Here is a 25,196-nt window from a genome sequence, read left to right as displayed (position 1 = left end):
TGAACCTGCGCCGGCGCAGGCTGGAGATCGTGTCGTGCCCGTCGTGCGGGCGGGCCCAGGTGGACGTGTACAAGCTGGCCGACCAGGTGACGGCGGGTCTGGAGGGCATGGAGGTCCCGCTGCGGGTCGCCGTGATGGGCTGCGTCGTCAACGGCCCCGGTGAGGCCCGCGAGGCGGACCTGGGGGTGGCCTCGGGCAACGGCAAGGGGCAGATCTTCGTGAAGGGCGAGGTCATCAAGACCGTGCCCGAGTCGAAGATCGTCGAGACCCTGATCGAGGAAGCCCTGAAGATCGCCGAGGGCATGGAAGGCACCGGGACGCCGTCGGGGGCTCCCACCGTCACCGTGAACTGAAACGGAACCAGGAGAGGGGGCCCGAGCATGACGATTCTGGAGAACGTCCGGGGGCCGCACGATCTCAAGGCGCTGGACGAAGCACGACTCGGCGAACTCGCCGACGACATCAGGAAGTTCCTCATTCAGGCGGTGGCGAGGACCGGTGGTCACCTGGGACCCAACCTCGGCGTGGTGGAGCTGTCCATCGCCCTGCACCGGGTCTTCGACTCGCCCGTGGACCGCATCCTCTGGGACACCGGGCACCAGAGCTACGTGCACAAACTGCTCACCGGACGACAGGACTTCTCCAAGCTGCGCGGCAAGGGCGGACTGTCCGGATACCCCTGCCGCGAGGAGTCCGCGCACGACGTCATCGAGAACTCCCACGCCTCGACCGTCCTCGGCTGGGCCGACGGCATCGCCAAGGCCCACCGGGTGCTGGGACGCGACGACCACGTCGTGGCCGTCATCGGGGACGGGGCCCTCACCGGCGGAATGGCCTGGGAGGCGCTCAACAACATCGCGGCCGCGCGGGACCGGCCGCTGGTCATCGTGGTCAACGACAACGAGCGCTCGTACGCCCCCACCATCGGCGGCCTCGCCGACCACCTCGCGACCCTGCGCACCACCGACGGCTACGAACGCTTCCTCTCCTGGGGCAAGGGCGTGCTGCGGCAGACACCGGTCATCGGACCGCCGCTGTACGAATCGCTGCACGGTGCGAAGAAGGGGTTCAAGGACGCCTTCGCCCCGCAGGGCATGTTCGAGGACCTCGGGCTCAAGTACGTCGGTCCGGTCGACGGGCACGACATCGCGGCCGTCGAGTCCGCCCTGAGGCGGGCGAAACGCTTCCACGGCCCGGTGCTGGTGCACTGCATCACCGAGAAGGGCCGCGGCTACCCGCCCGCGCTCCACGACGAGGCCGACCGCTTCCACACCGTCGGCGCGATGGACCCGCTGACCTGCGCACCGCTCGCCCCGCCCGGCGGGCCGTCCTGGACCTCGGTGTTCGGCGACGAGATCGCCCTGATCGGCGCGGAGCGGCCGGACGTCGTGGCCGTCACCGCGGCGATGCTGGACCCCGTCGGGCTCACCCGGTTCGCCGAGGCGTTCCCCGACCGGATCTGGGACGTCGGCATCGCCGAACAGCACGCCGTCGTCTCCGCGGCCGGGCTCGCCACCGCCGGGCTCCACCCGGTCGTCGCCGTCTACGCCACCTTCCTCAACCGGGCCTTCGACCAGTTGCTGATGGACGTCGCGCTGCACGGGTGCGGAGTGACCTTCGTCCTCGACCGGGCCGGGGTCACCGGACCCGACGGGCCCTCGCACAACGGGATGTGGGACATGTCCGTGCTCCAGGTCGTGCCCGGGCTGCGGATCGCCGCCCCGCGCGACGCCGACCAGTTGCGGGCCCAGCTCCGCGAGGCGGTGGCCGTCGACGACGCCCCCACCGTGGTCCGGTTCCCCAAGGAGTCGGTGGGGGAGCCGGTCCCGGCGCTCGACCGGATCGGCTCCATGGACGTGCTGCACCGGGCGGACGACCCCGACGTGCTGCTCGTGGCCGTCGGCGCGCTCGCCCCGGTCTGCCTGGGGGCGGCGGACCTGCTGGCCGGCGGCGGCATCCGCTGCACCGTCGTCGACCCGCGCTGGGTCAAACCGGTCGACGGGGAGCTTCCCCCGCTCGCCGCACGGCACCGGCTGGTCGCCGTCGTCGAGGACAACAGCCGGGCGGGAGGCGTCGGCTCGGCGGTCGGGCAGGCGCTCCGGGACGCCGGGGTCGACGTACCGCTGCGGACGTTCGGCATTCCCGAGCAGTTCCTCGCCCACGGCAAGCGTGCCGAGGTACTGGCCGACATCGGGCTCACCCCGGTGGAGATCGCCGGACGGATCAGCGCCGCACTGGCCGCCGGGAAGGCGGCGACGAGGACCGAGGAGAGCGGGGAATGAAGGACGACGACCCCAAGGACTTCGACCTGGCGCGGCTCCTCGCGGAGCGCGGCGCCGAACGCTACGAACTGCACACGAGGTACCTCAACCACCAGCTGCCCCGGATGCTCCGCACCATCGGCTTCGACAAGGTCTACGAACGGGCCGAGGGCGCGTACTTCTGGGACGCGGACGGCAACGACTACCTCGACATGCTCGCCGGGTTCGGCGTGATGGGGCTCGGCCGGCACCACCCCGTCGTGCGCAAGGCCCTGCACGACGTCCTGGACGCCTCGCTCGCCGACCTCACCCGCTTCGACTGCCAGCCGCTGCCCGGCCTGCTGGCCGAGAAGCTGCTCGCGCACAGCCCGCACCTGGACCGGGTGTTCTTCGGCAACAGCGGCACGGAAGCGGTCGAGACGGCCCTGAAGTTCGCCCGCCGTGCCACCGGCAGGCCCAGGATCCTCCACTGCTCCCACTCCTTCCACGGCCTGACGACCGGATCCCTCTCGGTCAACGGCGAGGACGGCTTCCGGGACGGCTTCGCGCCCCTGCTGCCGGACACCGCCATCGACCTCGGCGACCTCGACGCGCTGCGGCGCGAACTGGGGCGCGGCGACGTGGCGGCGCTGATCGTCGAACCGATCCAGGGCAAGGGGGTCCACGCCGCGCCCCCCGGCTTCCTGCGGGAGGCCCAGGAGCTGCTGCACGGGCACAAGGCCCTGCTCATCGCGGACGAGGTGCAGACCGGCCTCGGCCGGACCGGCGACTTCTACGCGTACCAGCACGAGGAGGGCGTCGAACCCGACCTGGTCTGCGTCGCCAAGGCACTGTCCGGCGGCTACGTCCCGGTCGGGGCGACCCTCGGCAAGGACTGGATCTTCCGGCGCGTCTACTCGTCGATGGACCGGGTCCTGGTCCACTCCGCGAGCTTCGGCTCCAACGCCCAGGCGATGGCGGCCGGACTCGCGGTCCTCGCGGTGATGGAGGACGAACAGATCGTCGCCCGCGCGCGCCGCACCGGCGACCTGCTGCGGGAACGGCTGGGCGCGCTGGTCGACCGCTACGAGCTGCTGCACGAGGTGCGCGGGCGCGGGCTGATGATCGGGATCGAGTTCGGCCGGCCGTCGTCGTTGAAGCTGCGCAGCCGCTGGACCGTGCTGCAGGCGGCCCGCAAGGGACTGTTCGCGCAGATGGTGGTGGTGCCGCTGCTCCGGAAGCACCGCATCCTCACCCAGGTCTCGGGCGACCACATGGAAGTGATCAAGCTGATCCCGCCGCTGGTGATCGGGGAGCCGGAGGTGGACCGGTTCGTCGGGGCGTTCACCGAGGTCATGGACGACGCCCACAGCGGCGGCGGACTGATGTGGGACTTCGGCCGGACCTTGGTGAAGCAGGCCGTGGCCAACCGCTGACCGGGGCTCCCGGACGCTTTTGCCTCGGAGGCAAGAAATTTGCCTCCGAGGCAGGATCCTGGCCCAATGGGAACATGAATCCTCCGGACGGAGGGGCGGCCGACGAGCTGCCCGGAGTCGCACCACGCCTGCGCGATCTGCGCCGCAGCCGCGGTCTCACCCTGGAGACCGCCGCCCAGCGGGCGGGGCTTTCCCCCGCCCACCTCTCCCGGCTCGAAACGGGCCGGCGTCAGCCCTCGCTGCCGATGCTCCTCGGTCTTGCCAGGATCTACGGTACGACGGTCTCCGAGCTGCTCGGCGAGACACCCCCCGAACGCGACGCGATCATCCGCGGCGGAAAGTTCGAAGGGGCCGAGGCCGACGGCTGGTCCTACCAGCGGGCCGGCGGCTCGGGCCGGGCGATGCAGGCCCTCCGGGTCCGGGTTCCGCACGGCGCGCAGGGCGACCTCGTGCGGGTCCACCCGGGCGAGGAATGGGTGTACGTGCTCGCCGGGCACCTGCGCGTCACGCTCGGGGACACCGTGCACGACCTCGCCCCCGGCGACAGCGCGCACTTCGACTCGCTCACCCCGCACCGGCTCGCGGCCCTCGACCGCGACGGCGCGGAGCTGCTCTTCGTCCACACCCTGCTGCAGAGCCCCGCCGCCGAGCTGTGCCTCGGCGGCGGCATCCACCGGCGCTGAGACCGGCCCGGTCATCAGAGAGGACCGTCATGTCCGATTCGGAGAACTTCGACCCGCTCGGGTCCACGAAGAAGTACGAGGCCCAGGAACGGAAGTTCCCCCGCGGTGTGGTGATCCGGCTGTTCGCCTACCTCATCGCCGGGCACATCTTCGCGGCCTTCCTCTACCTGCTGTTCGCGGTGGCCGGCAAGGGCTGAACGCGCGCCGGGGCGGGCCGGACACCACTCCCGTCCACGCCCCGACCGTGCCCGGTTCCCGACCCTGCCCCGTTTCCGCTCAGGACTCGTCGAGGAGCCGGTCGCGCAGCCGCTCGCGGGTCCCGTGGGAGAGCTTCAGTCCCTCGGAGAAGTAGCGGTCCGTGCCGCCCCAGGTCTCGTCGATGACGGCGAAGGCCGCGGACAGGTACTCGGCACGGGCGCCGAAGAGCGGATTGAGCAGTTCCATCACCTCGTCCGACATGCCCTTCGCCGACATGTCGCTGCGGCGCACCTTGTAGCGGCGGTGGGCGTCGTTGGACTTCAGGTAGTCGGCCTCGATCTCCTCGCGTCCGACGCCGACGGCCAGCAGCGACACCGCGATCGCCAGGCCGGCCCGGTCCTTGCCCGCCGCGCAGTGCATCAGCGCCGGGACGCTGTCCTCGGCCAGGGCGTGCAGGACCCGGCTGTGCTCGGCGGTCCGGTCCAGGATGATCGACCGGTACGAGGCGATCATCCGGTTCACCCCCTTGCCGTCGCCGAGTATCGCGTGCAGCTGCGAGACGTCGCCGTCCCGGACCACGTGCCAGAACTCCGCCCCGTCGGCCGGGTCGGAGAGGGGTATGTTCACGCTCCGCACGCCGGGCAGCTCCACGTCCAGGCCGTCGAGCCGCCGGTCGGTCTCGTTGCGGAAGTCGAAGACGGTGTGCAGCCCGAGGTCGCCGAGGAAGGCGGCGTCCTCGGTCGTGGCGTGCGCGAGGTGACCGCTGCGGAAGAGCCGCCCGTGCCGCACCCGTCGGCCGTCCGCGGTGGGCAGGCCGCCCACGTCGCGGAAGTTGCGGACGCCCGCCAGTTCGGGTTCCGTCGACGGGATCTGCGGCAACTGCTGGGTCACGACGACTCCTGGAGTGTCTGGGGCCGGCGCGAGTCGCCGGCAAGGCCACTCCCGCGACGATACGACATGGGTTCCTCAGGCAATCATCTCGGCCATTTCCTGTCGATACCCCGTGAACGCCCTTGCTCCCGCGGCCAGTCCGCCCGGCGAATTGCCCGCGCTCCGTTGCCCGGCACTCGGTGATGCTCGATGATGTGCGGAACTGTTGGAATGTGGGGATGCGATGATCGAGACGGGCGACACGGGCAGGGTCTGGCTGCTCACCGGGGCGGACAGCAGCTACGCGCTGCGCCTCACCGAGCGGGACGAGCTGATCCATCTGCACTGGGGGCCGAAGCTCTCCCTGGCGGCGGCCGAGTCCCTGGCGGAGGAGCCGGAGCCGTCCTCCTGGGCCTTCGAGTCCTGGCTCGACGGGCGCGAGGAGTATCCGGTGGAGGGCGGCCCCCGGTTCGCCCGCCCGGCCCTCTCGGTGCGCACCCCGCAGGTCCGGGGCACCGAGTGGTCCTTCACCGATGCCGTGGTGGCCGGGGACGAGCTGCGCGTCGGCTTCGCCGACGCCGTGCACCGGCTCGCCCTCGTGCTGCACTACCGGATGCGGGAGGACTCCGACGTCGTCGAGCGCTGGGCCACCGTCACCCACACCGGACCCGACGGCCCGCCACTGGAACTGCTGCGCGCCGACGCGGCCGCCTGGTCGCTGCCCGCCCGCGACGGATGGCGGCTGAGTCGGCTGCACGGGCGCTGGGCGGCGCGGGGCGAGCCGCGCCTGGCACGCCTGGCAGCTGGCCCATGTGGTCCCGGACGCGGAGAGCCTCCGGCCGGTGCTCTACAACTCCTGGGAGGCGGCCGGCTTCGACGTCTCGCTGGAGCAGCAGCGCGCCCTCGCCGCCCGCGCCGCAGAGGTGGGTGTGGAACTCTTCGTCGTGGACGACGCGTGGTTCGGGCAGCGGACCAGCGACCGGGCCGGGCTCGGCGACTGGACGCCGAATCCGGACCGCTTTCCCGAGGGGCTGAAGCCGCTCGCGGACGAAGTGCACGCACTCGGCATGCAGTTCGGTATCTGGGTCGAACCGGAAATGGTCAACCCGGACAGTGATCTCCATCGCGCGCACCCCGACTGGGTGCAGCACTTCCCGGGCAGGAAGCGGACCGAGTACCGCAATCAGCTGGTTCTCAACCTGGCCCGCGCCGATGTGCGCGAATATCTCCTGGAACAGCTGGACACCCTGCTCTCCAGCGCTCCCATCGACTATGTGAAATGGGATTTCAACCGCTGTTTCACCGATGCGGGATGGCCGGGCGAGGAGTACCAGCAGAAGCTCTGGGTCGAGCACGTGGACGCCCTGTACGAACTGATCGACCGGCTCAGGGCCGCGCACCCCTCCGTCGCGTTCGAGTCCTGCTCGGGCGGCGGCGGGCGGATCGACCTGGGAATCCTGTCCCGTACGGACCAGGTGTGGACCTCCGACAACACCGACCCGCTGGACCGGCTCGCCATCCAGGACGGCTTCGGCCAGATCCACCCGGCCCGGGTGATGGCCGCCTGGGTCACCGACAGCCCGAACGTCCAGTTCAACGACAGGGTCAGCTCCCTGCGCTTCCGCTTCGTGAGCGCGATGGCCGGGGTGCTCGGCATCGGCGGGGACCTCGCGAAGTGGAGCGGGGAGGAGCTCGCCGAGGCGCGGGAGTGGGTGGATCTTTACAAGGAGATCCGGCCGGTGGTGCAGCACGGCGAGCTGTACCGGCTGCGTTCCCCGGGCGGCGGCCTCAGCGCGGTCCAGTACGTCCGCGGCGAGGAGACCGTGGTCCTGATGTGGCTGGAGACCCAGCGCCACCGGGAGCGGCCCCCGGCCCTGCGGCTGCGCGGAATCGACCCCGGGGCCACGTACACCTGCCTGGACGCGGGGGCGGTGCACCACGGTTCGGTGCTGCTGCACCACGGGCTGCACACCGGGCTCCGGGGGGATCTCGACGCGCGCGTGCTGAGGCTCCGGAAGGGATGACCTGCGAAGCGTGTCCGTAATGTGCATTTTGGGGCAACTTACCCCGAGTGTGCGGGAGATGGTTGCCCGCTCGTGAGCGGGATCATATCCGTGACGGTGTGTGGCGAAGGGGCGATCGGAAATTCCGTGCGCGGCGCGGAAAGGCAAGATCCTTAATCCACGGAGTGTGACCGGAATTCCGCACCGATTTCCCGGGTGCGGAATCCGGAGTGGAACCCATGGCTTGTTCTCGACGTCCCGGCTCGCCTACGGTCACCGTCAATCCGGACGGACCGCCCAATCCTGCCGCCGCCCGGAATTCACATCCACTGATCGCGTGGCAGGAGCGGGGGAACCAGGTAAGTCGCCGACCGGTGAATCCGGCCGGCTAGGGGTGAAGTCGCGTTCGCGCGGCCGGGCATCTCCAGCCCGAACCCGACAGCTCACCTCGCAGGCGCCGGAGAGGAAACACTTCATGCCCATATCGGGTAAGCACCGTCGTCCCAAGGCCGGCCCCATCGCCCGCGGCGTCGTCGCGGCGAGCGCCGGCGGCGCCGTCATCGCGCTCCCGCTGCTCGGCGCCACCGGTGCCCACGCCGCGGAGCAGGCCGCCCCGGCCGCCGTGCCGCAGAAGGCCCCCGTCACCGCCACCACGCACGCCCAGCCGGTCGCGCAGAAGCAGGCCCCCGCCACCACGACGTACTCCGTCGTCACCGGCGACTACCTGGCGAAGATCGCCACCGAGCACAAGGTCCAGGGCGGCTGGCAGAAGCTGTACCAGGACAACCGCCAGGTCGTCGGCGAGAACCCCGGCCTGATCTTCCCGGGCATGAAGCTGACCCTCGGCGGCAAGGCGTCCACCGGCGCCGCGTCCACCGGCACGGGCACCGGCTCCTCCCTCCCGTCGAAGGCCCCCTCGGCGCCGTCGGCCGCGAAGAAGTCGGCCCCGGCCCAGGCCGCCCCGGCCGAGTCGGCCCCGGTCAAGTCCGCGCCCGTCGCCGAGTCCAAGGCCGCGACCTCCGCCCCGGCCGCCCAGAGCACCGGCTCCGGCTACGTCCACCCGGTTCCCGGCAACCACACCACCAACTACCGGGCCTCCGGATCCAACTGGTCCAGCGGCAGCCACAGCGGCATCGACTTCCCCGTCTCCACCGGCACCAGTGTGAAGGCCATCACCTCCGGCACCGTCGTCACCGCCGGCTGGGGCGGCGCGTACGGCAACCAGGTCGTCATCAAGCACGCCGACGGCCGCTACTCGCAGTACGGTCACATGTCCTCCCTCTCCGTCTCGGCGGGCCAGAGCGTGAGCGCCGGGCAGCAGGTCGGCCTCTCCGGCTCCACCGGCAACTCCACCGGTCCGCACCTGCACTTCGAGGTCCGCACGGGTCCGGCGTACGGCTCGGACATCGACCCGATCGCCTACCTGGCCTCGCACGGCATCTACGTCTGATCCGCACGGATCCACGTCCGATCCGCACGGCCGGGAAACCGGACGGCGGAATCCGACCCCGGCGACACGGAAGGGGCGGTGCGCGGCGGCGCACCGCCCCTTCGGCGTATTCCCCCTTTGCCAAAAACTGACCGGGTGGTCTATCTCACCTCCCGTCAACCCCATATTACGGTCGCGTAGGTCACATTCGGCGGTGCAGGATAAGCGCTTGTGGCAGACGATTCGAGAAAAAATCAACGTGGCGTCATCAACCGACATGGTGTCTTCGGGTCGTACGCGGCGATCGGCGACAGCTTCACCGAGGGAGTCGGCGACCCGGGTCCGGACGGGGCCTTCGTCGGCTGGGCGGACCGGTTCGCGGTACTCCTCGCGGACCAACTCCCGGACACCGGACCGGACGCGGGTCCCCACGGGGACTTCAGGTACGCCAACCTCGCCGTACGCGGACGCCTCCTCGACCAGATCGTCGAGGAGCAGGTGCCGCGCGCCAAGGAACTCGCCCCCGACCTGGTGAGCTTCTGCGCGGGCGGCAACGACATCATCCGCCCCGGCACCGACCCCGACGACGTGGCCGAGCGCTTCGAGCGCGCGGTCGCCGACCTGACCGGATCGGTCGGGACGGTCATGATCACCACCGGCTTCGACACCCGTGGCGTTCCCGTGCTGCGCCATCTGCGCGGCAAGATCGCCACGTACAACGCCCATGTGCGGGCCATCGCGGACCGCTACGGGTGCCCGGTCCTCGACCTGTGGTCGCTGCGGTCCGTCCAGGACCGGCGCGCCTGGGACGACGACCGGCTCCACCTCTCGCCCGAGGGACACACCAGGGTCGCGCTGCGCGCCGCCCAGGTCCTCGGCATGGAGGTCCCGGCCGACCCCGACCAGGAATGGCCCCCGCAGGCCCAGCGAGGCACGCTCGAAGTGCGGCGCGACGACATCCACTGGGCGCGCGAGTACCTGGTGCCGTGGATCGGCCGACGGCTGCGCGGCGAGTCCTCCGGCGACCACGTCGAGGCGAAGCGCCCGGACCTGCTGCCGCTCTAGGAGGATTCCCCGCCGGGCGGCGCCGGACGGAGCGGGATGGCCCGGACCCGGCCGTGCGACGGACGGGTCCGGGCCTCAGGCCCGTTCGAGGAGGGACGGCGGCGACGACGCCGGTATCCGCTCCAGCACGCCGCCCGCGAAGACGTCGTACAGCGGCAGCGTCTCCAGATGCACGTACCCGATGTGGCAGTCGCAGACCGCCAGCGGGCAGGCCCGCGGCCCGAGTGCCCGCCGGTAGCTCCCGTCGTAGAGGTTGCCGAGCTCCGCCGGTACGAAGTGGCAGCGTCGCACGGTGCCCTCCCCGTCCACCGAGACGACCGACTCACCGGTCCGGCAGGGCAGCCCCGCCGACCGGTGCGGATGCCGGCTGTACGGGAAGAGCGGGTCGACGGCCGTCCAGCGGTCCGCCTCCTCGTCCGTGTAGGTGTGTCCCTCCGCGGCGTTCACCCACAGGTAGACCTCGTCCGGCAGCGCGGCCCGCAGCCGCCGCGCCTCCGCCAGGTGCTCGTCGAGCCCGACGATCCCGACGCTGTGCCGAACGCCCAGCGCGGTCAGCTCCCGGCACTTGCCGAGGAACCTCTCGTACGGCGTCTGCCCCGGGTGGTACGTGCACCAGAGCGCGATCTTCTCGCGGCCGGTCCCGCCCGCCTCGGCCAGCCACCCCGTACGACTGCTGAGATTGGTCTGGATCGCGACCCGGCGGACGTGCGGCAGCCGCGCCAGCTCGACCAGCGCACGGCGGTACCAGGAGCGGACCAGACCCTCGCCCCACGGGGTGAACAGCACCGAGAGCCGGTCACCGGTCTGCGCCGCGGCCCACGCCGTGAACCGCTCCAGCGCGGCGCGGTCGGCGCGCAGCTGCTCCCGGCTGTCGCGCCGCTTGGCGAACGGGCAGTACGGACAGTCGTAGTCGCACGAGGAGAGCGGGCCGCGGTAGAGGATGGTCAGGTCCATGGGCGCGCTCACTTCAGTTCGTACGCGGCCATCGCGGCCCGTACACCGGGGGAGAAGAGTTCCGGCCCCAGGGCGTCGGAGTGGGCCAGGCCCTCGGGGGAGAGCCGCAGCAGCCCGGCCCCGCCGGCCGGCGCGTCGAGCCAGCCCCGGGCCTCGAAGCGGGCCAGCTCGGCGGGGAAGTCGTCGGCGGGCGAGGTGCCGAACCGCTCCCGGTAGTCGTCGATCCGCAGCCCCTCGGCCTGGAGGACCGACTGCAGGAGATGACGGCGGCGGGCCTCGTCGCCGTCGACGTACCGGCCGACCTCGGCGCGCGAGAAGTCCTCGGTGGCGGTGTAGCCGTCGATGATCGCCCGCACCTCCCGCATCTCCACCGCGTAGTCGAAGGAGTAGTGCAGCCTCGTGGTGTACGAGCGGGCCCCGCACCCCAGGCCGATCATCCCGTCGGTCTGGCAGGCGTAGTCGTCCGGGCCGTCCGTGCGCGGGGCGTCGGCGCGGCGGAACATCCGCATCGAGACCTGCTCGTACCCGTGGGCGAGGAGATGGTCCCGGCCCGCGCGGTACAGCCGCAGCCGCTGCTCGTCCCAGGCCGCGTCCGCCGCCTCTCCGTCGGCGCCTAGCCGCCCCAGACCGGTCAGCGGGCGCACGTACAGCGGGTAGAGGTACAGCTCCTCCGGCCGCCAGCCGAGCGCCGCGTCCAGCGAGGTGCGCCAGCTGTCCTCGGTCTGGCCGTCGATGCCGTAGATCAGGTCGATGTTGAGGATCGGGACCCCGGCGTCGCGGATCCGGTCGAGCGCCGCCTCCACATCGGCACGGCGCTGCGGGCGCACGGCGGCACGCGCCTCGGCCTCGACGAAGCTCTGCACCCCGATGCTGATCCTGGTCGCGCCCCGGTCGGACAGGACGGCCAGCCGGTCGGCGGTCGCGGTCGACGGCGACGTCTCGACCGACAGCGGGACGGAGCGCAGATCGGCGCCCATCCGCTTCTCCGCGATGTCGCAGAGCCGGTCCAGCTCCGCCGCGGTCAGGAACGTGGGCGTGCCCCCGCCGAACGCGGCCGCCGCGAAACGCACCGGCTCGGCGTCGCCCAGCGCCTCCCGGACCGCGGTGGCCTGCCGGTCCAGCGCATCGAGATAACGGGTCGTCAGCTCGTCGGGCGCGCCGATCCTGGTGAAGAGGTTGCAGAAGCCGCAGCGGACCTCGCAGAAGGGTATGTGGAGATAGAGCGAGAGCGCGTCCCTGCGCTCGCCCGCCCACAGCTCGCGCAGCTCCGGCCGGTCGGCGAGCGGCCGGTAGGCGGTCTTGTGCGGGTAGGCGTAGACGTAGCTCCGGTACGGGCGGACGGCCGGTGCGGCGGTCGTGGTGCGGTTCATGGTGCGGTGGCCCCCGGTTCCAGGAAGAAGTGCGCGTACGGAACGGTCCAGACGGACTCGTGTCCGAGCCGGTGACCGGTGTAGCCGTCGTCCCCGTACGCCGTGCCGTGATCGGAGCACACGATGGCGAAGCAGCGGCGACGGCTGCTCGCGGCGGCGAAGAGCCGGCCGATGTGGGCGTCGACGTACTCCAGGGCGGCGGCGTGGGTGGCGCGGGAGTCGCCCGCCTCGCGGGTGGCACCCGGCAGGTGGAACCAGTTGGGCTGGTGCAGGGCGGACACGTTCACGAAGAGGAACAGCCGCTGCTCGGCCGGGAGCTCCGCCACGACCCGCTCGGCGCGGGCCACCTGCGCCTCGAAGGAGGTGGGCGAGGCCACACCGAACTCCGGCTCCCAGTGGCTCTCCTGGAACATGTCCGGCAGCACGGAACCGAGCGGCGGCCGCCGGTTGAAGAAACCGACACCGCCGATGCACACCGTGCGGTAGCCCACGTCGGCGAGGGCGGACATCAGGTCCGGCCGGTCGAAGACGAAGGTGCCCGACGCGGTCGACTCACTGCCGGCGAAACGCGCCGCGAACAGCCGGGGATGCGGTCCGGGACCGGCCGGGGTCGGCAGGAAGCCCGCGAAGATCGCCTGGTGGGAGGCGTAGGTGAAACTGCCCGGCGCATGGCGTTCCTCCCAGACCCCGCCCGGCAGATGGCGCGCCAGGTTCGGGATGCGCCCCGCGGCGGCGAGCTCCGCCGCCACGTCGTGGCGCAGCGTGTCGAGAGTGACGAGCAGCAGATCGTGGCTGCCCACGATCTCGCCCATGTCCGGTTCGCCCGTGTCCGGGGTCGGGGCCGGGGCGTCCGCGGGGGTGGGCGCGGTGTCAGGCGGTGGCGGTTGCACGGTGGTTCCTTGCTCTGTTCTGTACGGCGGCGACCTGTGCCGCGTAGGTGTCCAGTCCCTCGGCGCCGCTGCCGGGAAGTCCGGTCAGGCGCGGCAGCAGGTCGCCGAAGGCGTTGACCTCCCCGACGGCGAAGCGCCGCCAGTCGGTCGAGGGCAGCAGATCGACGCCCACGCACAGCGTGTCCGGGAAACACGCCGCCGCCCGCTCGCACACGGCCAGGGCGTCGGCCCAGCTGCCGCCCGCGGCCGCGACGGCCGCACGGACCTCGTCGAGGCTTCCGCGTTCGCCGCCCAGGTGGAGATTGGTCATGGGGGACCTGCTGGTGCGCACGACGGCATGGGTGGCCCTGCCCGCCACCACCACGACCCGCAGGTCCGTCGCCCGGCCGCGCCGGGTCGCCTTGGGCAGCCAGCGCTCGACGTGCAGCCCGTCGGGAGCCAGCGCGTCGACGATCGCGGCGACCTCCCGCTCCGTCGTGCAGCGGCGCACCCGCAACGAGTTGAACAGCCGGCCGGACGCGTCCCGCTCCACCGAGGTGGTGGCCCTGATCCGGCCGGGCCCGGCCGTCTCCACGGCCAGGACCCCCGACGCGGACGAACCGTGCGCGAGCTTCACGAAGACCCGGGGCGTGCCCAGGGCCGCCATCCGCTCGCGCACGTCCGCCCAGTCCCGCACCACCGGCGCCGCGGCGCCCGACGTCGGCGACGCCGGGACGGGCACACCGGCCCCGTCCAGCACGGCGTGGCAGAGCCGCTTGTCGAACAGCACCGCGGCCTCGTCGGGATCGTCGAGCAGTACGGCCCCGGCGGCGTCCGCCGCCCGCGCCACAGCCCGGACGGCCCCGGTGAACCGGGCGTACCAGAGCGCGGTCCCCTCGACCCTGGTCGGATCGTCGACCGCCCTGAGCAGCCGCTCCACCTCGGCGTCCTCGCCGGGCGAGTCCATCCGCACGGTCTCGCCCGGACGGAAGACCGCCTCGCCGCGCAGGACGTCCAGCCAGGGCACGACGCGCGCCGCCGGCAGCCCGGCGGCGCGCACGGCGTCCTGGAAGAACGCGACCCGGCGGTTGCCGGGCACACCCACGACGGCGAAGCGCGGCGCCGGGCCGACCGCGCTACTCGCTGACGGCGACATAGCGGTGGTCGTCCTCTTCCGGGTCCCAGTACTCGACCTCGTCGATCTCGGTGTTCACCCGGTCGGGACCCAGCAGCTCCCGCAGCCGGTCCACCAGCGGGGCACCGATGTAGTGGTGGTGCAGATCCAGCGACGCCAGATGGGTGAGGGGCTGGCCCGAGAGCAGCGACTGGGCCCCCTCGTCGCCCAGGGTGCCCATCGCGAGGGAGAGCGACTCCAGTCGGGCGACGACCGGCGCGGAGGCGACCGCCGCCGCGATCTCGTCCTGGATCTCACTGTTCTGCAGCCCCAGATGGCGCAGGGCGGGGAACGCCGCCCCGGACAGCAGCGGAGCGAGGTCCGTGACCGTCGTGTCGCCGCCGTACTCGGTGACGCCGAGCCAGAGTTCGAGACGTTCCAACGCGGGCAGCTCCGACGCCCCGACCGCCCGCACGATCCCGGCCGGAAGCCCGCCGGACTCGAACCGCAGCGACTTGAGCGCCGGGTGCCGCACCGGCCGCAGGGCGAGGACCTCCCGGTCGTCGACCGGTTCGCCGCAGCCGCGCACCGTCAGCTCCTCCAGCTGCCCGAACGCCTCGACCACCGGGGTGATGTCGCACATCTCGAGCCATGACAGCTCGCACTCCTCACCGACCACATCGGCGAGGAAGAGCGCCCGCAGGGCCGGGAACCGGTCCGCGTGGCCGGTCAGCAGCTCGACGACGGGGGCGAAGCTCTCGTACTCCTCCTGCCACCAGGGGCCGATCAGCAGGGCCCGCACCCGTGTCGTGTCGACCGTGTCGACGAAGTGCTGCCACAGCGCGCCGAAGGTCAGGTCGCCCTGCCAGGCGCTCTCCAGCCGCCACGCCACCGAGTCGGCGTCCGGGAGAGGGGCGTCGGAGGTCCGGTCGGGGCCGGGCATGGTGAGGACGGGCAGGCCGTGGAACGTCTCGGGGTGATCGATGTCCGACATCGCGCGTCACTCCGCGACCGAGGTGTAGCGGCCCTCGACGCCGCGATCGCCCCAGGGCTCGTTGCGTTCCGACACGTCGACCCGCACGCCGTGCGGTTCCAGCGCCTCCGTGACCCGGCGCTCCATCGGCTCGGTCATGAAGTGGTGGTGCAGGTCGAGCCGTTCGAGATGGGTGAGGGGCTGGCCGTCCAGCAGCGCCGCCGCGCCCTCGTCGCCCAGCGTGCCGTTGGACAGGTCGAGGACCCGCAGCTGCGCGACGACCGGGGCACTGGCGACGGCCGAGGCGATCTCGTTCTGCAACTCGCTGTTGCGCAGGCCGAGATGGGAGAGTCGAGGGAAGCGGGTGCCGGAGAGCAGCGGGGCGAGGTCCGCCACGTCGGCGTCGCCGCCGTACGCGGAGACGCCGAGCCAGAGGTCGAGCCGCTCCAGCGCGGGCAGCTCACTGTCCAGGATGCCGCGGATCACACCGACCGGCAGACCCCCGGTCTCGATGGTCAGCGCGCTCAGCCGCTCGTGCTTCGAGGGCGTGAAGACCAGCTCCGAACCGCCGCGCACCCCCAGTTCGGCCAGCTCGGGGAAGGCCTTGAGCAGCGCCGTGACGTCCGACTGCTCGATCCAGGAGATCTCGCTCTCCTCCATGATCAGGTCGCCGACGAAGACGGCCCGCAGCGAGGTGAACCGGTCGGCGGCGGCGATGACCAGGTCGATCGGGTAGGAAGACTTCTCCTCGTACGACTCGCCCCACTGGCCGATGACCAGAGCCCGCACCCCGGCCGGATCGACCGTCCGCAGAAACGCCTCGAACGCCTCCTCCCAGGTCGTCTCGTCCTCGTACGGCTCGACCGAGATGCGCCAGGCTGCCGCGTCGGCGGCCTGCACGGGCGCTTCCTCCGCCGCGTGCTGGAACTGGACGACGGGAAGGCCGAAAAACTCGTGCAGATGGTCCACACCGGACATGACCCTGAGCTCCTGGTACTGGGGGACGACTGATGTCCCCAAGGTTTATCAAGCCGCACTGACAACGGCACGGCCGGGACCGCCCGCGGCGGGGCGACCGGGGCCGGACGGGCGGCGCCGCGATCGATTGTCAGACCCCCGTCGTAGCGTTTTCTGCGTGGCCGGCACAGCGGGTGCGGTCATCGAGGGGAGACGTCTGTGTACCGGCAGGGCGATGTACTGATCATGTCGTTGGAGGAGTCGGAGGTGCCCGCGCAGCTCCTGGAGGCGCCGGGCGAGCCGAGGGACGCCCGGGGCCGCATGGTCCTCGCGCTGGGGGAGGTCACCGGTCACGCCCACGCCATCCAGGGGCCGGGCCGGCTGATGCGCGAGGCGGGGGCCTTCGGGCCGATGCTGCTCCATCTCCCCGAGGGCGGACGGGTGGTGCACGAGGAGCACGCGACGATACCGCTGCCGAAGGGCTGGTACCGGGTGGTGCGCCAGCGGGAGTACGCGCCGGGAGCGATCCGCATCGTCGCGGACTGACGCGCCGGAGAGCGGTTCGGGGCACGGCGGCACACCGCTGCGCCACGCATCACGCACCACTCGCAGGACGCTCCGTGCGCAGCCGCTGCGCACGGACGCACAGATACACGAACACGCAGACACGCGGATACGCGAACACACGGAATCACAACAGGGGACGGGGAAGACCGATGCAGTACGTGGACTCATGGCGGACCGTGGCGGCGGCGACGGGCGCGGCGGACCGGGCCGCGGCCGAGGACGGGCTGCGGCTCGCCTACCGCAGTGCGGGGCTCGCCGAGCCGGAGCGGATCGTCTGGGTCGAATCGCCCCGGGCCGCGGTGGAGGCCGTCGAGAAGCTGGTGGACGCCGGCCGTTCGGTGCGCGACGAGGTGCGGACCAGGCCCTGGGCGCAGGAGCGCCGCCGTATGTACGACGAACTGGGCCCGGCGGGCTGGTCCGCCCTGTGGTCCGCGACGGGGGCACAGCTGTGGGAGACCACGGCGGCGCTCGCCGACCGGATCCGGGCCGGGGTCGTCGCGGACCTCGCGAAGCGCCCGGAGGACGAGTCCGACGTCCGGCTGGTGCTGCTCGACGCCGTCCTCGGCCAGCACGACGCGGCCTGGCTCGCGGCCTTCGACGGCCGGGGCGACCGGCTGAACGGCCTGGCCGAGGTGGCCAGGAACGCGGGCTGGTGGTGGCCCTACGAGCGCGCCGTGGTGATCAGCGAGCGACCGCAGGTGCTGCACCGGGACGAGGCGGGGCGGCTCGACCGGGGCGACGGCCCCGCGCTCGCCTACGCCGACGGCTTCGCCCTCTACGCCTGGCGCGGCATGCCGGTGCCCGCCGAGTTCCTCGACGAGCTCAACGCGCTGACCCCGAAGCGGATACGCGAGGAGGAGAACGCCGAACTGCGCCGTGTGATGCTGGAGTTCTACGGCTACGACCGCTACCTGAGCGAGTCGGGCGCCGAGCCGGTGCACCGGGACGAGACCGGCGTCCTCTGGCGGATCGCGCTGGACGGCGACGAGGACGTGGTGATGGTCGAGGTGGTCAACTCCACCCCGGAGCCGGACGGCACGCACCGCGTCTACTGGCTCCGGGTGCCGCCGGGCACACGGACCGCGAAGGCGGGGGTGGCCTGGACCTTCGGGGTCGGGAGCGAGGAGTACGCGCCCCTGCAGCAGACCTGACCCCCCCGTCGGCCGGACGGAGCGCCGCCCCGCGCGCGACGGGGCGGGCCGTCGGGTCAGGCCGTCAGCGTCGCGCGGTCGATGCCGAGTTCGCGGGCGAGCGCCTCGTCGGTCCAGGCCAGCATCGTGGTGCGGGAGAGCGGGCCGGCGTACGAGATCATCTGCACGGCCAGGCCGTCCAGCAGGGCGGTCAGCCGCCAGGCCGCCGACATCGGGTCGTCGCACTGGAACTCACCGGCGGCGGCGCCCTCTTCGATGACCTCGGCCAGTTCCGCCTTCCACTGCTGGTCGAGATCGCCGGCCACGTTGCGCAGCGCCGGATCGCGCAGCGAACCGGCCCAGCCCTCGATCCACAGCCGCCAGCCCTTGGCCTGTCCCGTCGGCGCGTACCAGCGGACGGCGGCGCGCAGTCGGCGCACCGCGCTCGTGCGGCGGCCCAACAGCTTGCGCAGATGGGCGAGATCGGCCTCGGCGGCATGGGCGAAGGCCGCCGCGACCAGCTTCTCCTTGGTCGAGAAGTGATAGAGCACCAGCGCGTTGCTCACACCGAGCACGGAGGCGACATCGGCGATCCGGACCGCCGCGACCCCCCGCACCTCGATCTGCTCGACGGCAGCGCGCAGGAGCTCTTCGCGTCGTTCCGCCACGCTCAACCGCACTCTTGCCACGGCGTCACCCTAACGAATATGCCTCCGGCGGGAAGACCGGGGGCGCAGCCGTGTCCGGCTCCGTCCCGGTTCGGCCGACGCCCGGGCCCCGGACCTGCGGCGGCACTCCGCCCGCGCCGGACGCCGTGAGGGCGGGGGCCGGCCGGTCGGCGAGCGGCCGACGGGCCGGAACGATCGTGGCGGTCAGCGGCGCGCGGGAGGTTCGAGGTCGCACCGGTCCTTGAAGCCCTGGCTGGTCAGACCGAGCGCGGAGTTGGTCCGAGAACGCATGTTCTCCAACGCCACCATGGTCGTGAGCTCGACGAACGCCTCCTCGCCCAGCACGGTCCGCAGCCGCTCCGCCAACTCGTCACCGACCTCGGGCGGGGTGACGCTCATGGCCTCCGCGTACTCCATGACGTCGCGTTCCAGCGGGGTGTACGTCTCGCTCTCCCGCCACACCGGCACATCGCGCAGCTTGCGCGGGTCCATGCCGTGGCGGTGGTTCTCCCAGTGGCCGAAGTCCAGGCACCAGCTGCAACCGACCGTGGCCGCCGACGTCATCACGGCCAGCGCCCCGAGCTGCGGGTCGAGCTTCTTCCAGCGGCCCGCCGCCAGTTCGAGACGGACCAGGGACCACAGCACCCCGGTGTGATGGGCGTAGGCCCGTACGGGATCGACGACCTTGCCGTACGTGCGCTTCGAATACCACGAAACGGCACGGAACAGCAGGGTGCGGGGCGGGTCGAGCGATATGCGGGTGGTCATGTCCATTCTCCTTCGCACACGACTTCTGAATACGGCTTCCGGATACGGCTTCGATGCGACGCGGATGCCGTCCGGCGGCGCCGTGGGACGCCGTGGGCGGGCCGCTCACACCGATGCGACGGACGGCGGCCCCGCGGATGTGACATCGCACGCCACCGCAAGCGGAATCCTGAGACGGACACGGACGTTGGTCCCTGCATGACAGGATTCGACGCACGGCAGGAAGCACTGCTCGGGCTGCTCGCCGAGGAGAACGGCGGAGTGCTCGTGACACTCGGGCAGGACGGCAGGCCCCAGCTGTCCAATGTCAATCACTTCTACTACCCGCAGGAGCGCATCGTCCGCGTCTCGATCACCGACGGCCGGGTGAAGACCAGGAACCTCCGCCGCGACCCGCGGGCGAGCTACCACGTCACCAGCGCGGACCGCTGGGCGTGGACGGTGGTGGACGCCACCGCCGAGCTGTCCCCGGTCGCCGCCGAACCGCACGACGCGACGGTGGAGGAGTTGATCACGCTCTACCGCGACGTCCAGGGCGAACACCCCGACTGGGACGACTACCGCGCGGCGATGGTCCGGGACCGGCGTGTCGTGCTGCGGCTGCGCATCGAGCACGTGTACGGGCAGCCGCGTGGCTGACGCGGTTCGGCCGGGCCGCCGCCCCGTGCGGCGCTTCGCCGGCCGTTCCGTCCCCGCACTGCCGTATTCCCTCCCCATAATGGGACAAGACCGACCCTCTCAGGAGATGCTGTGACCGGCGCCGATCCCTTGCCTCCGCTGCGCACCCGGCTGCGTGCGCTGCGTCCCCTCGCCTTCGGCGCGGATCCGGACGGCGCCCGGATGGAGCGCATCCGTCGCTCGCCCAACTTCGCCGACGGCGTCTTCCGGAACCCGGTGGGGGCACGGACCAGGCCGTCCGGTTCCACCCTGGAGTTCGCCAAGGTCTACTTCCGCAAGGAGGAGCGGGTGCGCCGGGCTCCGGGCGGCACCGTGCCCGTCCACGCCACCACCTACGCCGATCTCGCCGAGCCGCCCGCCACGGGGCTGCGGCTCACCTGGATGGGCCACTCCAGTGTGCTCGCCGAGATCGACGGCCGACGGTTGCTCTTCGACCCGGTGTGGGGCGAACGCTGTTCGCCCTTCGCCTTCGCCGGACCACGGCGGCTGCACCCCGTGCCGCTGCCGCTCGCCGCGCTCGGGCCGGTGGACGCGGTGGTGATCTCCCACGACCACTACGACCACCTCGACCTGCCGACGGTCCGGGCCCTCGCGGGAACGGGCACGGTCTTCGTCGCCCCGCTCGGGGTCGGTGCCCATCTGGAACGCTGGGGCGTGTCCCCGGACCGGATGCGCGAGCTGGACTGGAACGAGACCACGGAGGTCGCCGGGATCAGCCTCACCGCCACCCCGGCCCGGCACTTCTGCGGCCGCGGCCTGCGCAACCAGCAGCACACGCTCTGGGCGTCCTGGGCCGTCGCGGGACCCGAGCACCGGATCTACCACAGCGGCGACACGGGCTACTTCCCCGGTTTCGCGGAGATCGGCGCCGCGCACGGCCCGTTCGACGCGACGATGATCCAGATCGGCGCGTACTCCGAGTACTGGCCCGACATCCACATGACGCCGGCCGAGGGCATGCGGGCCCACCTGGACCTCCAGGGCGGCAGGCCGTTCGGCGTGATGCTCCCCATCCACTGGGGCACCTTCAACCTGGCCCCGCACGCATGGGCGGAGCCGGGGGAGTGGACGAAGGACGCGGCCGAGGAGGCCGGCCAGGCGGTGGCGCTCCCCCGTCCCGGCGAGCCGTTCGAGCCCGCCGGGAAGCTGCCCTCCGACCCCTGGTGGCGCGGGGTGTCCCACCCGATCGCCCGCCCGTGGCGCCGTCCCCGGCAGGCCGGGGCGGTCGCCGAATCGCGCAGCGACGACCTCGACCTCGCGGGTGGACGGTGACGCCGGTGATGCGGGCCGGGGCACGGCCAACAGGGCTCTCGTGCCGTTGAGGGAGATGCTTGACGTCTCAACTCAATAACACAGGAGCCCTGTTGTTTCCTTGTCCTGCCGTGCCCGGCCTCCCGCACGCCTGGACGAGGGGGTCACGTATTTGTCGTCACCCGTGAGCAGCAGGAGGTGCAAACCCCTGTCGTACCGACGAGTGTTGGTCGCACTCGTGTACCTGCGCCGCCACGACACCCACGCGAGGATCACCTCCTCCTTCGGTATTTCGGCCGGTACCGACCACGCCTACGTCACCGGCCCCGAGTCGCTGAAGACGTGGCGGGAGCACGACCCGGACTTCGTCCTCCCGGACGGTACTCTGAGTGGCCGTACCACTGAACGGGCGTGGGAGCGATGATGAGGCGGGCGAGCGCATACGGGCCGGTGCACACCGGCTTTCGCGCTGTTCTGTCCCTGCTCGTGGCCGTCGTCGCCCTGCTGTGCGTGTTCGGCCACGTGCAGCGTGACGGTTCGCTGCCCCGGACGTCTGCCGCGGAGCTCGTCCACCCCTCCACCTTCCTCGAAGCGTCGTCCGGGACGTCTGCGCCGTGCGGCAAGAAGGCCGTCGCCGATCAGACCCCGCAGCGGGCCGAGAACACTTCGCAGGTATCCGACTGCTCCGGTTGCCCGACATTCCGGACCGGAGCGGTGGCGTTCCATGAGCCGTGCTCCGGCACGTACTCGGCAGGCCCCGCCCCGCCGCCTCCTCCATCGCTCCACTCCGTTCTGCGGATTTAGACCGGCCCGTTGGTCGCGTCCCTGAATCCTCCAGAACGGAGTCATCTCACATGTCCCCTTCCCCGCGCTCATGGAGCCGGGCCGGTGCGGCACTGCGTGGTTGGCGGACCCGGCAGTGGACGGTGGCGGGCCTCGGAGCCCTGGCCACCGCGGTCCTGGTCGGCGCGCCCACCGACGTGGTGCCCAACCCCCTGTTCGGCCGGTCCGTCCCCGTGCAGTGGTGGAACTACCCCGCCCTCGTCGTCACGGCGGCACTGGCGGGCATCGTCCTGAGCACCTATGTGCGGCAGCCCTCCCCGCCCGGGACGACACCGGCCCGCGCCGGCAGCCGTCTGGGAGCGGCCGGCGGCGTGCTGTCCTTCTTCGCCGTCGGCTGCCCGGTGTGCAACAAGCTCGTTCTCGTGCTTCTCGGTGCCTCCGGCGCCATGAGCTATTGGGCTCCCCTGCAGCCCCTGCTGGCGGTCCTTTCCGCGGGCCTGCTGGCGGAGGCCGCACTGCGCCGCCTGTCCCTCCAGGCCGTGTGCCCGGTCACGGCTTCCGCCTGATCCGCGGCCCGGTTCTGCTCCTTTCCTTCTTCCTCGTATCTGAGGTGTGCCATGGCTTCATCCACCCCTTCTTCCGCTCGCCGTCCCCGCAGGCGGACCGCTGTGGCGGCCGCGGCGCTCGTCGCGGCCGTGGCGATCGCCGGACTCGCCTTCGCGCTGGACGGCTCGGCCCCCGGCGACAAGCCGGAGACCAGGTCCCCGGTCGCCACCGGACCGGCCGACCCGGTGCCCGCCGACGAGGGCCTGCTCGCCCTCGCACGCCGTGCCCCCGGCGACGCCCTGGCCGTCGGACCGGCCGACGCCCCGGTCGTGATGATCGAGTACTCCGACTTCCAATGCCCCTTCTGCGGTCGCTTCGCCCGCGAGACCGAGCCCGAACTGCTGCGTTCCTACGTGGACAAGGGGGTGCTGCGTATCGAGTGGCGCAACTTCCCCGTCTTCGGCGAGGAGTCCGAGCGGGCCGCACTGGCCGGATGGGCCGCCGGACGCCAGAAGAAGTTCTGGGAATTCCACGAGGTCGCCTACAGCAGGCCACGTGAACGCAACAAAGGTGAGTTCTCCGCGGAGAAAATCGTTGCGATGGCCCGCGAGGCAGGCATCCCCGACATCGAGCGGTTCCGGTCGGACATGGCCTCCGACGCGGCCCGCGCCGCCGTGCGCAAGGATCAGGAAGAGGGCTACGGCCTCGGCGTGAGCAGCACCCCGGCGTTCCTGATCAACGGAAAGCCGGTCCTCGGGGCCCAGCCCACGGCCACGTTCGAGGAAGCCGTCGAAGCGGCGGCCGAGGCGGCGGGACGGTGAGCGAGGTCGGTCTGGCGGTGGCCTTCCTCGGTGGGCTGCTCGCGCTCCTCAGCCCGTGCAGCGCGCTGTTGTTGCCGGCCTTCTTCGCGTACTCCTTCACCGGCCGGACGAGGCTGCTGGCCCGTACCGGCCTGTTCTACGTCGGCCTGTGCACGACACTCGTGCCGCTCGGCGTAGCCGGTTCCTTCGCCAGCCGGCTGTTCTACGGCCATCGGGACACCCTGGTGTCGGTCGGCGGGTGGACCGTCATCGTTCTGGGCGTGGCCCAGATCGCCGGGTTGGGGTTCGGCTCCCGGCGCATGGCGCGGGCGGCCGGCGCACGTCGTTCCGGATCGGCGCTGTCCGTGGTCGCCCTGGGCGCCGTCTACGGCCTGGCCGGCTTCTGCGCGGGGCCGATTCTCGGCGGCATTCTCACCGTGGCGGCGGTGGGCGGCGATCCGTTCCACGGTGGGATGCTGCTCGCCGTGTACGCGCTGGGAATGGCGTTGCCGATGTTCGCTCTGGCCTTGCTGTGGGACCGGTTCGACCTGGGCCGCAAGCGTTGGCTGCGCGGCCGGTCCCTCCGGGTGGGGCGGGTCTCCCTGCACAGCACCTCGGTCATCGGCGGGTTGGTCTTCGTCGCGCTCGGCACGGCCTTCCTGGTGTTCGACGGGACGTCCGCACTGCCATCGGTGATCAGCACCGACACGGAGTTCGCCCTGGAGGAGCGCCTGTCGGCCATCGGAGCCGCCGTGTCCGACCGGATCGTGCTCCTGTCCCTGGCGGTCCTGGTCGCGCTGGCAGGGCTGCTGGCGCTGTTCCGCCCGACGGGGAAACGAACAGCGCGGCCCTCACCCCGGGAGCCGTCGAAGCACGGGTGACGTGCTCGGCCCCGTGTCAGTCGAACGGAGAGGGCGGGAAACCGGCCACACCGGCCCCGCCCTCTCCTCGGCCGTTGCACGGAGTCGTGCCGGGGGCGCTGTCGAGGCCGGCGGGGGCGGCGGCCGGGGAGTTTGCGGCCGTCGCGTCCGGTCGTGCCGCAGGTACGCGCCTCGTCCACGGACAGGCGCGGTGCGCTCCTGTCGAGGAGGAACATCGTCGGCTTCGCCCTTCTCCCGTTCTTGTGCTGCTACTGGTCGTCGGTACGGCCGGCGGGCCCGGTTCGGTCGGCGACGACGGTCAGGCCGGCTTCGGCGGCGGCGTCGAAGCCGTCGTCCACCGCGACGACCCGCCGTCCGGCGGCGTCCAGCAGGGAGGCCGCGATGCCCGCCCGCATGCCGCCCGCGCAGTGCACCCAGACCGTTCCGTCCGGTACCTCGCCGAGACGGCGGTGCACTTCATGGATCGGGATGTGGACCGAGCCGTCCATCCAGCCCCCGGCACGCTCGGAATCACGGCGTACGTCCAGCACCACGACCCCGTCCGTCCCCTGGACAGCCGACTGCGCGAACGTCGCCCGCGGGAACGAGGAGGGACCCTCACCGTCTCGCAGCCACGCGGCGGGTCCGCCCGTCGACGCGCCGGCCGGTCGGTCGATACCGACCCGGGCCAGCTCCCGCTGGGCCGCGGCCAGTTGCTCCGAGCTCTCGGCGAGCAGGATGACGGGCTTGCCCCACGGAATCATCCAGGCCAGACAGGTGGCGAGCTTGCCGTCCGCCTCGAAGTTGAACGAGCCCGCGACATGTCCCTCGGCGAACGCGATCCGGCTGCGCAGATCCACCACCCACTCCCCGGCTGCGAGCCGCGCGGCGATCTCCTCCGGATCGGCGACGGCGGGCGACGTTCGCGCAGTCGGCTGTCCAGGGGACGGACGGGGTCGTGGTGCTGGACGTACGCCGTGATTC

The 25,196-nt window shown here is 71.9% G+C and carries 23 protein-coding genes, 3 pseudogenes and 1 riboswitch; of the genes and pseudogenes, 16 read left to right on the top strand and 10 right to left on the bottom strand.

The genetic code is table 11. From position 1 onward, the window contains the following. The 5 genes from EAO76_RS38490 to EAO76_RS44985 form a co-directional block, all read left to right on the top strand. The coding region (locus EAO76_RS38490) for a flavodoxin-dependent (E)-4-hydroxy-3-methylbut-2-enyl-diphosphate synthase (protein WP_187438955.1) at positions 1-353 on the top strand (353 nt) is incomplete at its 5' end. Positions 354-380: 27 nt separating this feature from the next. Beyond that, complete coding sequence (gene dxs, locus EAO76_RS38485; RefSeq protein ID WP_148840898.1) at positions 381-2,282, top strand: 1-deoxy-D-xylulose-5-phosphate synthase; 1,902 nt, start codon at positions 381-383, stop codon at positions 2,280-2,282. Beyond that, on the top strand, positions 2,279-3,676 hold the full coding sequence (locus EAO76_RS38480; RefSeq protein WP_148840897.1) for an aspartate aminotransferase family protein: 1,398 nt from the start codon (positions 2,279-2,281) through the stop codon (positions 3,674-3,676). Before dxs ends, EAO76_RS38480 begins: the two co-directional genes overlap by 4 nt. A gap of 74 nt (positions 3,677-3,750) precedes the next feature. Next, a complete protein-coding gene (locus EAO76_RS38475; RefSeq protein WP_148840896.1) occupies positions 3,751-4,359 on the top strand; it encodes a helix-turn-helix domain-containing protein in 609 nt (202 codons plus the stop codon). A gap of 29 nt (positions 4,360-4,388) precedes the next feature. Further along, on the top strand, positions 4,389-4,556 hold the full coding sequence (locus EAO76_RS44985) for a DUF6126 family protein (RefSeq protein ID WP_177328335.1): 168 nt from the start codon (positions 4,389-4,391) through the stop codon (positions 4,554-4,556). 79 nt (positions 4,557-4,635) lie between these two features. Here the strand turns inward: EAO76_RS44985 and EAO76_RS38470 are convergent, their stop codons facing one another. Beyond that, complete coding sequence (locus tag EAO76_RS38470; protein WP_148840895.1) at positions 4,636-5,448, bottom strand: tyrosine-protein phosphatase; 813 nt, start codon at positions 5,446-5,448, stop codon at positions 4,636-4,638. Between the two features lie 223 nt (positions 5,449-5,671). On the opposite strand from EAO76_RS38470, the pseudogene EAO76_RS38465 reads away from it, so the two are divergent. From EAO76_RS38465 to EAO76_RS38455, 3 genes and pseudogenes are all read left to right on the top strand, one after another. Beyond that, positions 5,672-7,451 (top strand): annotated as a pseudogene (locus EAO76_RS38465) (alpha-galactosidase). Between the two features lie 296 nt (positions 7,452-7,747). Next, positions 7,748-7,902, top strand: a riboswitch (cyclic di-AMP (ydaO/yuaA leader). A gap of 3 nt (positions 7,903-7,905) precedes the next feature. Then, positions 7,906-8,880 carry a M23 family metallopeptidase gene (locus EAO76_RS38460; protein WP_148840894.1) on the top strand — a complete coding sequence of 325 codons (975 nt, stop codon included), beginning with the start codon at positions 7,906-7,908 and terminating at the stop codon, positions 8,878-8,880. A gap of 210 nt (positions 8,881-9,090) precedes the next feature. Continuing rightward, positions 9,091-9,924: an SGNH/GDSL hydrolase family protein gene (locus EAO76_RS38455; protein WP_148840893.1), complete on the top strand. Its 834-nt coding sequence runs from the start codon at positions 9,091-9,093 to the stop codon at positions 9,922-9,924. A 75-nt stretch (positions 9,925-9,999) separates the two neighbouring features. Here the strand turns inward: EAO76_RS38455 and EAO76_RS38450 are convergent, their stop codons facing one another. The 6 genes from EAO76_RS38450 to EAO76_RS38425 are packed head-to-tail and all read right to left on the bottom strand — an operon-like array spanning position 10,000 to position 16,182. Continuing rightward, a complete protein-coding gene (locus tag EAO76_RS38450) occupies positions 10,000-10,878 on the bottom strand; it encodes an STM4011 family radical SAM protein (RefSeq protein WP_148840892.1) in 879 nt (292 codons plus the stop codon). An 8-nt stretch (positions 10,879-10,886) separates the two neighbouring features. Next, complete coding sequence (locus EAO76_RS38445) at positions 10,887-12,248, bottom strand: STM4012 family radical SAM protein (protein WP_148840891.1); 1,362 nt, start codon at positions 12,246-12,248, stop codon at positions 10,887-10,889. Next, entirely contained in the window at positions 12,245-13,060 is an 816-nt protein-coding gene (locus EAO76_RS38440; protein WP_148840962.1) for an STM4013/SEN3800 family hydrolase, read from the bottom strand. Before EAO76_RS38440 ends, EAO76_RS38445 begins: the two co-directional genes overlap by 4 nt. Before the next feature lie 58 nt (positions 13,061-13,118). After that, positions 13,119-14,273, bottom strand: a complete 1,155-nt coding sequence (locus EAO76_RS38435) for an STM4014 family protein (RefSeq protein ID WP_148840890.1) — start codon at positions 14,271-14,273, stop codon at positions 13,119-13,121. Further along, on the bottom strand, positions 14,254-15,225 hold the full coding sequence (locus EAO76_RS38430; RefSeq protein ID WP_148840889.1) for an STM4015 family protein: 972 nt from the start codon (positions 15,223-15,225) through the stop codon (positions 14,254-14,256). Before EAO76_RS38430 ends, EAO76_RS38435 begins: the two co-directional genes overlap by 20 nt. A gap of 6 nt (positions 15,226-15,231) precedes the next feature. Then, entirely contained in the window at positions 15,232-16,182 is a 951-nt protein-coding gene (locus EAO76_RS38425; RefSeq protein WP_148840888.1) for an STM4015 family protein, read from the bottom strand. A 198-nt stretch (positions 16,183-16,380) separates the two neighbouring features. Between EAO76_RS38425 and EAO76_RS38420 the strand changes: the two genes are divergently transcribed. Both EAO76_RS38420 and EAO76_RS38415 read left to right on the top strand, forming a co-directional pair. Continuing rightward, complete coding sequence (locus tag EAO76_RS38420; RefSeq protein WP_148840887.1) at positions 16,381-16,707, top strand: hypothetical protein; 327 nt, start codon at positions 16,381-16,383, stop codon at positions 16,705-16,707. Positions 16,708-16,877: 170 nt separating this feature from the next. Next, positions 16,878-17,879, top strand: coding sequence for a DUF6745 domain-containing protein (locus EAO76_RS38415; RefSeq protein WP_148840886.1), 1,002 nt, complete (start codon positions 16,878-16,880; stop codon positions 17,877-17,879). A gap of 56 nt (positions 17,880-17,935) precedes the next feature. Here the strand turns inward: EAO76_RS38415 and EAO76_RS38410 are convergent, their stop codons facing one another. Both EAO76_RS38410 and EAO76_RS38405 read right to left on the bottom strand, forming a co-directional pair. Next, on the bottom strand, positions 17,936-18,547 hold the full coding sequence (locus EAO76_RS38410; RefSeq protein ID WP_262376113.1) for a TetR/AcrR family transcriptional regulator: 612 nt from the start codon (positions 18,545-18,547) through the stop codon (positions 17,936-17,938). A 183-nt stretch (positions 18,548-18,730) separates the two neighbouring features. Further along, positions 18,731-19,294 carry a carboxymuconolactone decarboxylase family protein gene (locus EAO76_RS38405; RefSeq protein WP_148840885.1) on the bottom strand — a complete coding sequence of 188 codons (564 nt, stop codon included), beginning with the start codon at positions 19,292-19,294 and terminating at the stop codon, positions 18,731-18,733. A 198-nt stretch (positions 19,295-19,492) separates the two neighbouring features. On the opposite strand from EAO76_RS38405, the gene EAO76_RS38400 reads away from it, so the two are divergent. The 6 genes and pseudogenes from EAO76_RS38400 (at position 19,493) to EAO76_RS38370 (ending at position 24,233) form a co-directional block, all read left to right on the top strand. Then, a complete protein-coding gene (locus tag EAO76_RS38400; RefSeq protein WP_148840884.1) occupies positions 19,493-19,933 on the top strand; it encodes a PPOX class F420-dependent oxidoreductase in 441 nt (146 codons plus the stop codon). A gap of 111 nt (positions 19,934-20,044) precedes the next feature. Beyond that, positions 20,045-21,244: an MBL fold metallo-hydrolase gene (locus EAO76_RS38395; protein WP_148840883.1), complete on the top strand. Its 1,200-nt coding sequence runs from the start codon at positions 20,045-20,047 to the stop codon at positions 21,242-21,244. 92 nt (positions 21,245-21,336) lie between these two features. After that, positions 21,337-21,614, top strand: a pseudogene (locus tag EAO76_RS38390) (transposase family protein); the annotation flags it as partial. Between the two features lie 463 nt (positions 21,615-22,077). Continuing rightward, a complete protein-coding gene (locus tag EAO76_RS38380) occupies positions 22,078-22,572 on the top strand; it encodes a hypothetical protein (protein WP_148840881.1) in 495 nt (164 codons plus the stop codon). Between the two features lie 51 nt (positions 22,573-22,623). Further along, positions 22,624-23,373 carry a thioredoxin domain-containing protein gene (locus tag EAO76_RS38375; RefSeq protein ID WP_148840880.1) on the top strand — a complete coding sequence of 250 codons (750 nt, stop codon included), beginning with the start codon at positions 22,624-22,626 and terminating at the stop codon, positions 23,371-23,373. Next, positions 23,370-24,233 carry a cytochrome c biogenesis CcdA family protein gene (locus EAO76_RS38370; protein WP_148840879.1) on the top strand — a complete coding sequence of 288 codons (864 nt, stop codon included), beginning with the start codon at positions 23,370-23,372 and terminating at the stop codon, positions 24,231-24,233. Before EAO76_RS38375 ends, EAO76_RS38370 begins: the two co-directional genes overlap by 4 nt. A 248-nt stretch (positions 24,234-24,481) precedes the next feature. Here the strand turns inward: EAO76_RS38370 and EAO76_RS38365 are convergent. After that, positions 24,482-25,135, bottom strand: a pseudogene (locus EAO76_RS38365) (rhodanese-like domain-containing protein); the annotation flags it as partial. Positions 25,136-25,196 lie beyond the last annotated feature (61 nt).

Source organism: Streptomyces sp. sk2.1, from assembly GCF_008120935.1.
Lineage (GTDB): Bacteria > Actinomycetota > Actinomycetes > Streptomycetales > Streptomycetaceae > Streptomyces.
The sequence above is the reverse complement of the archived record's forward strand: the minus strand, read 5'-3'. Positions and strand labels throughout refer to the sequence as shown.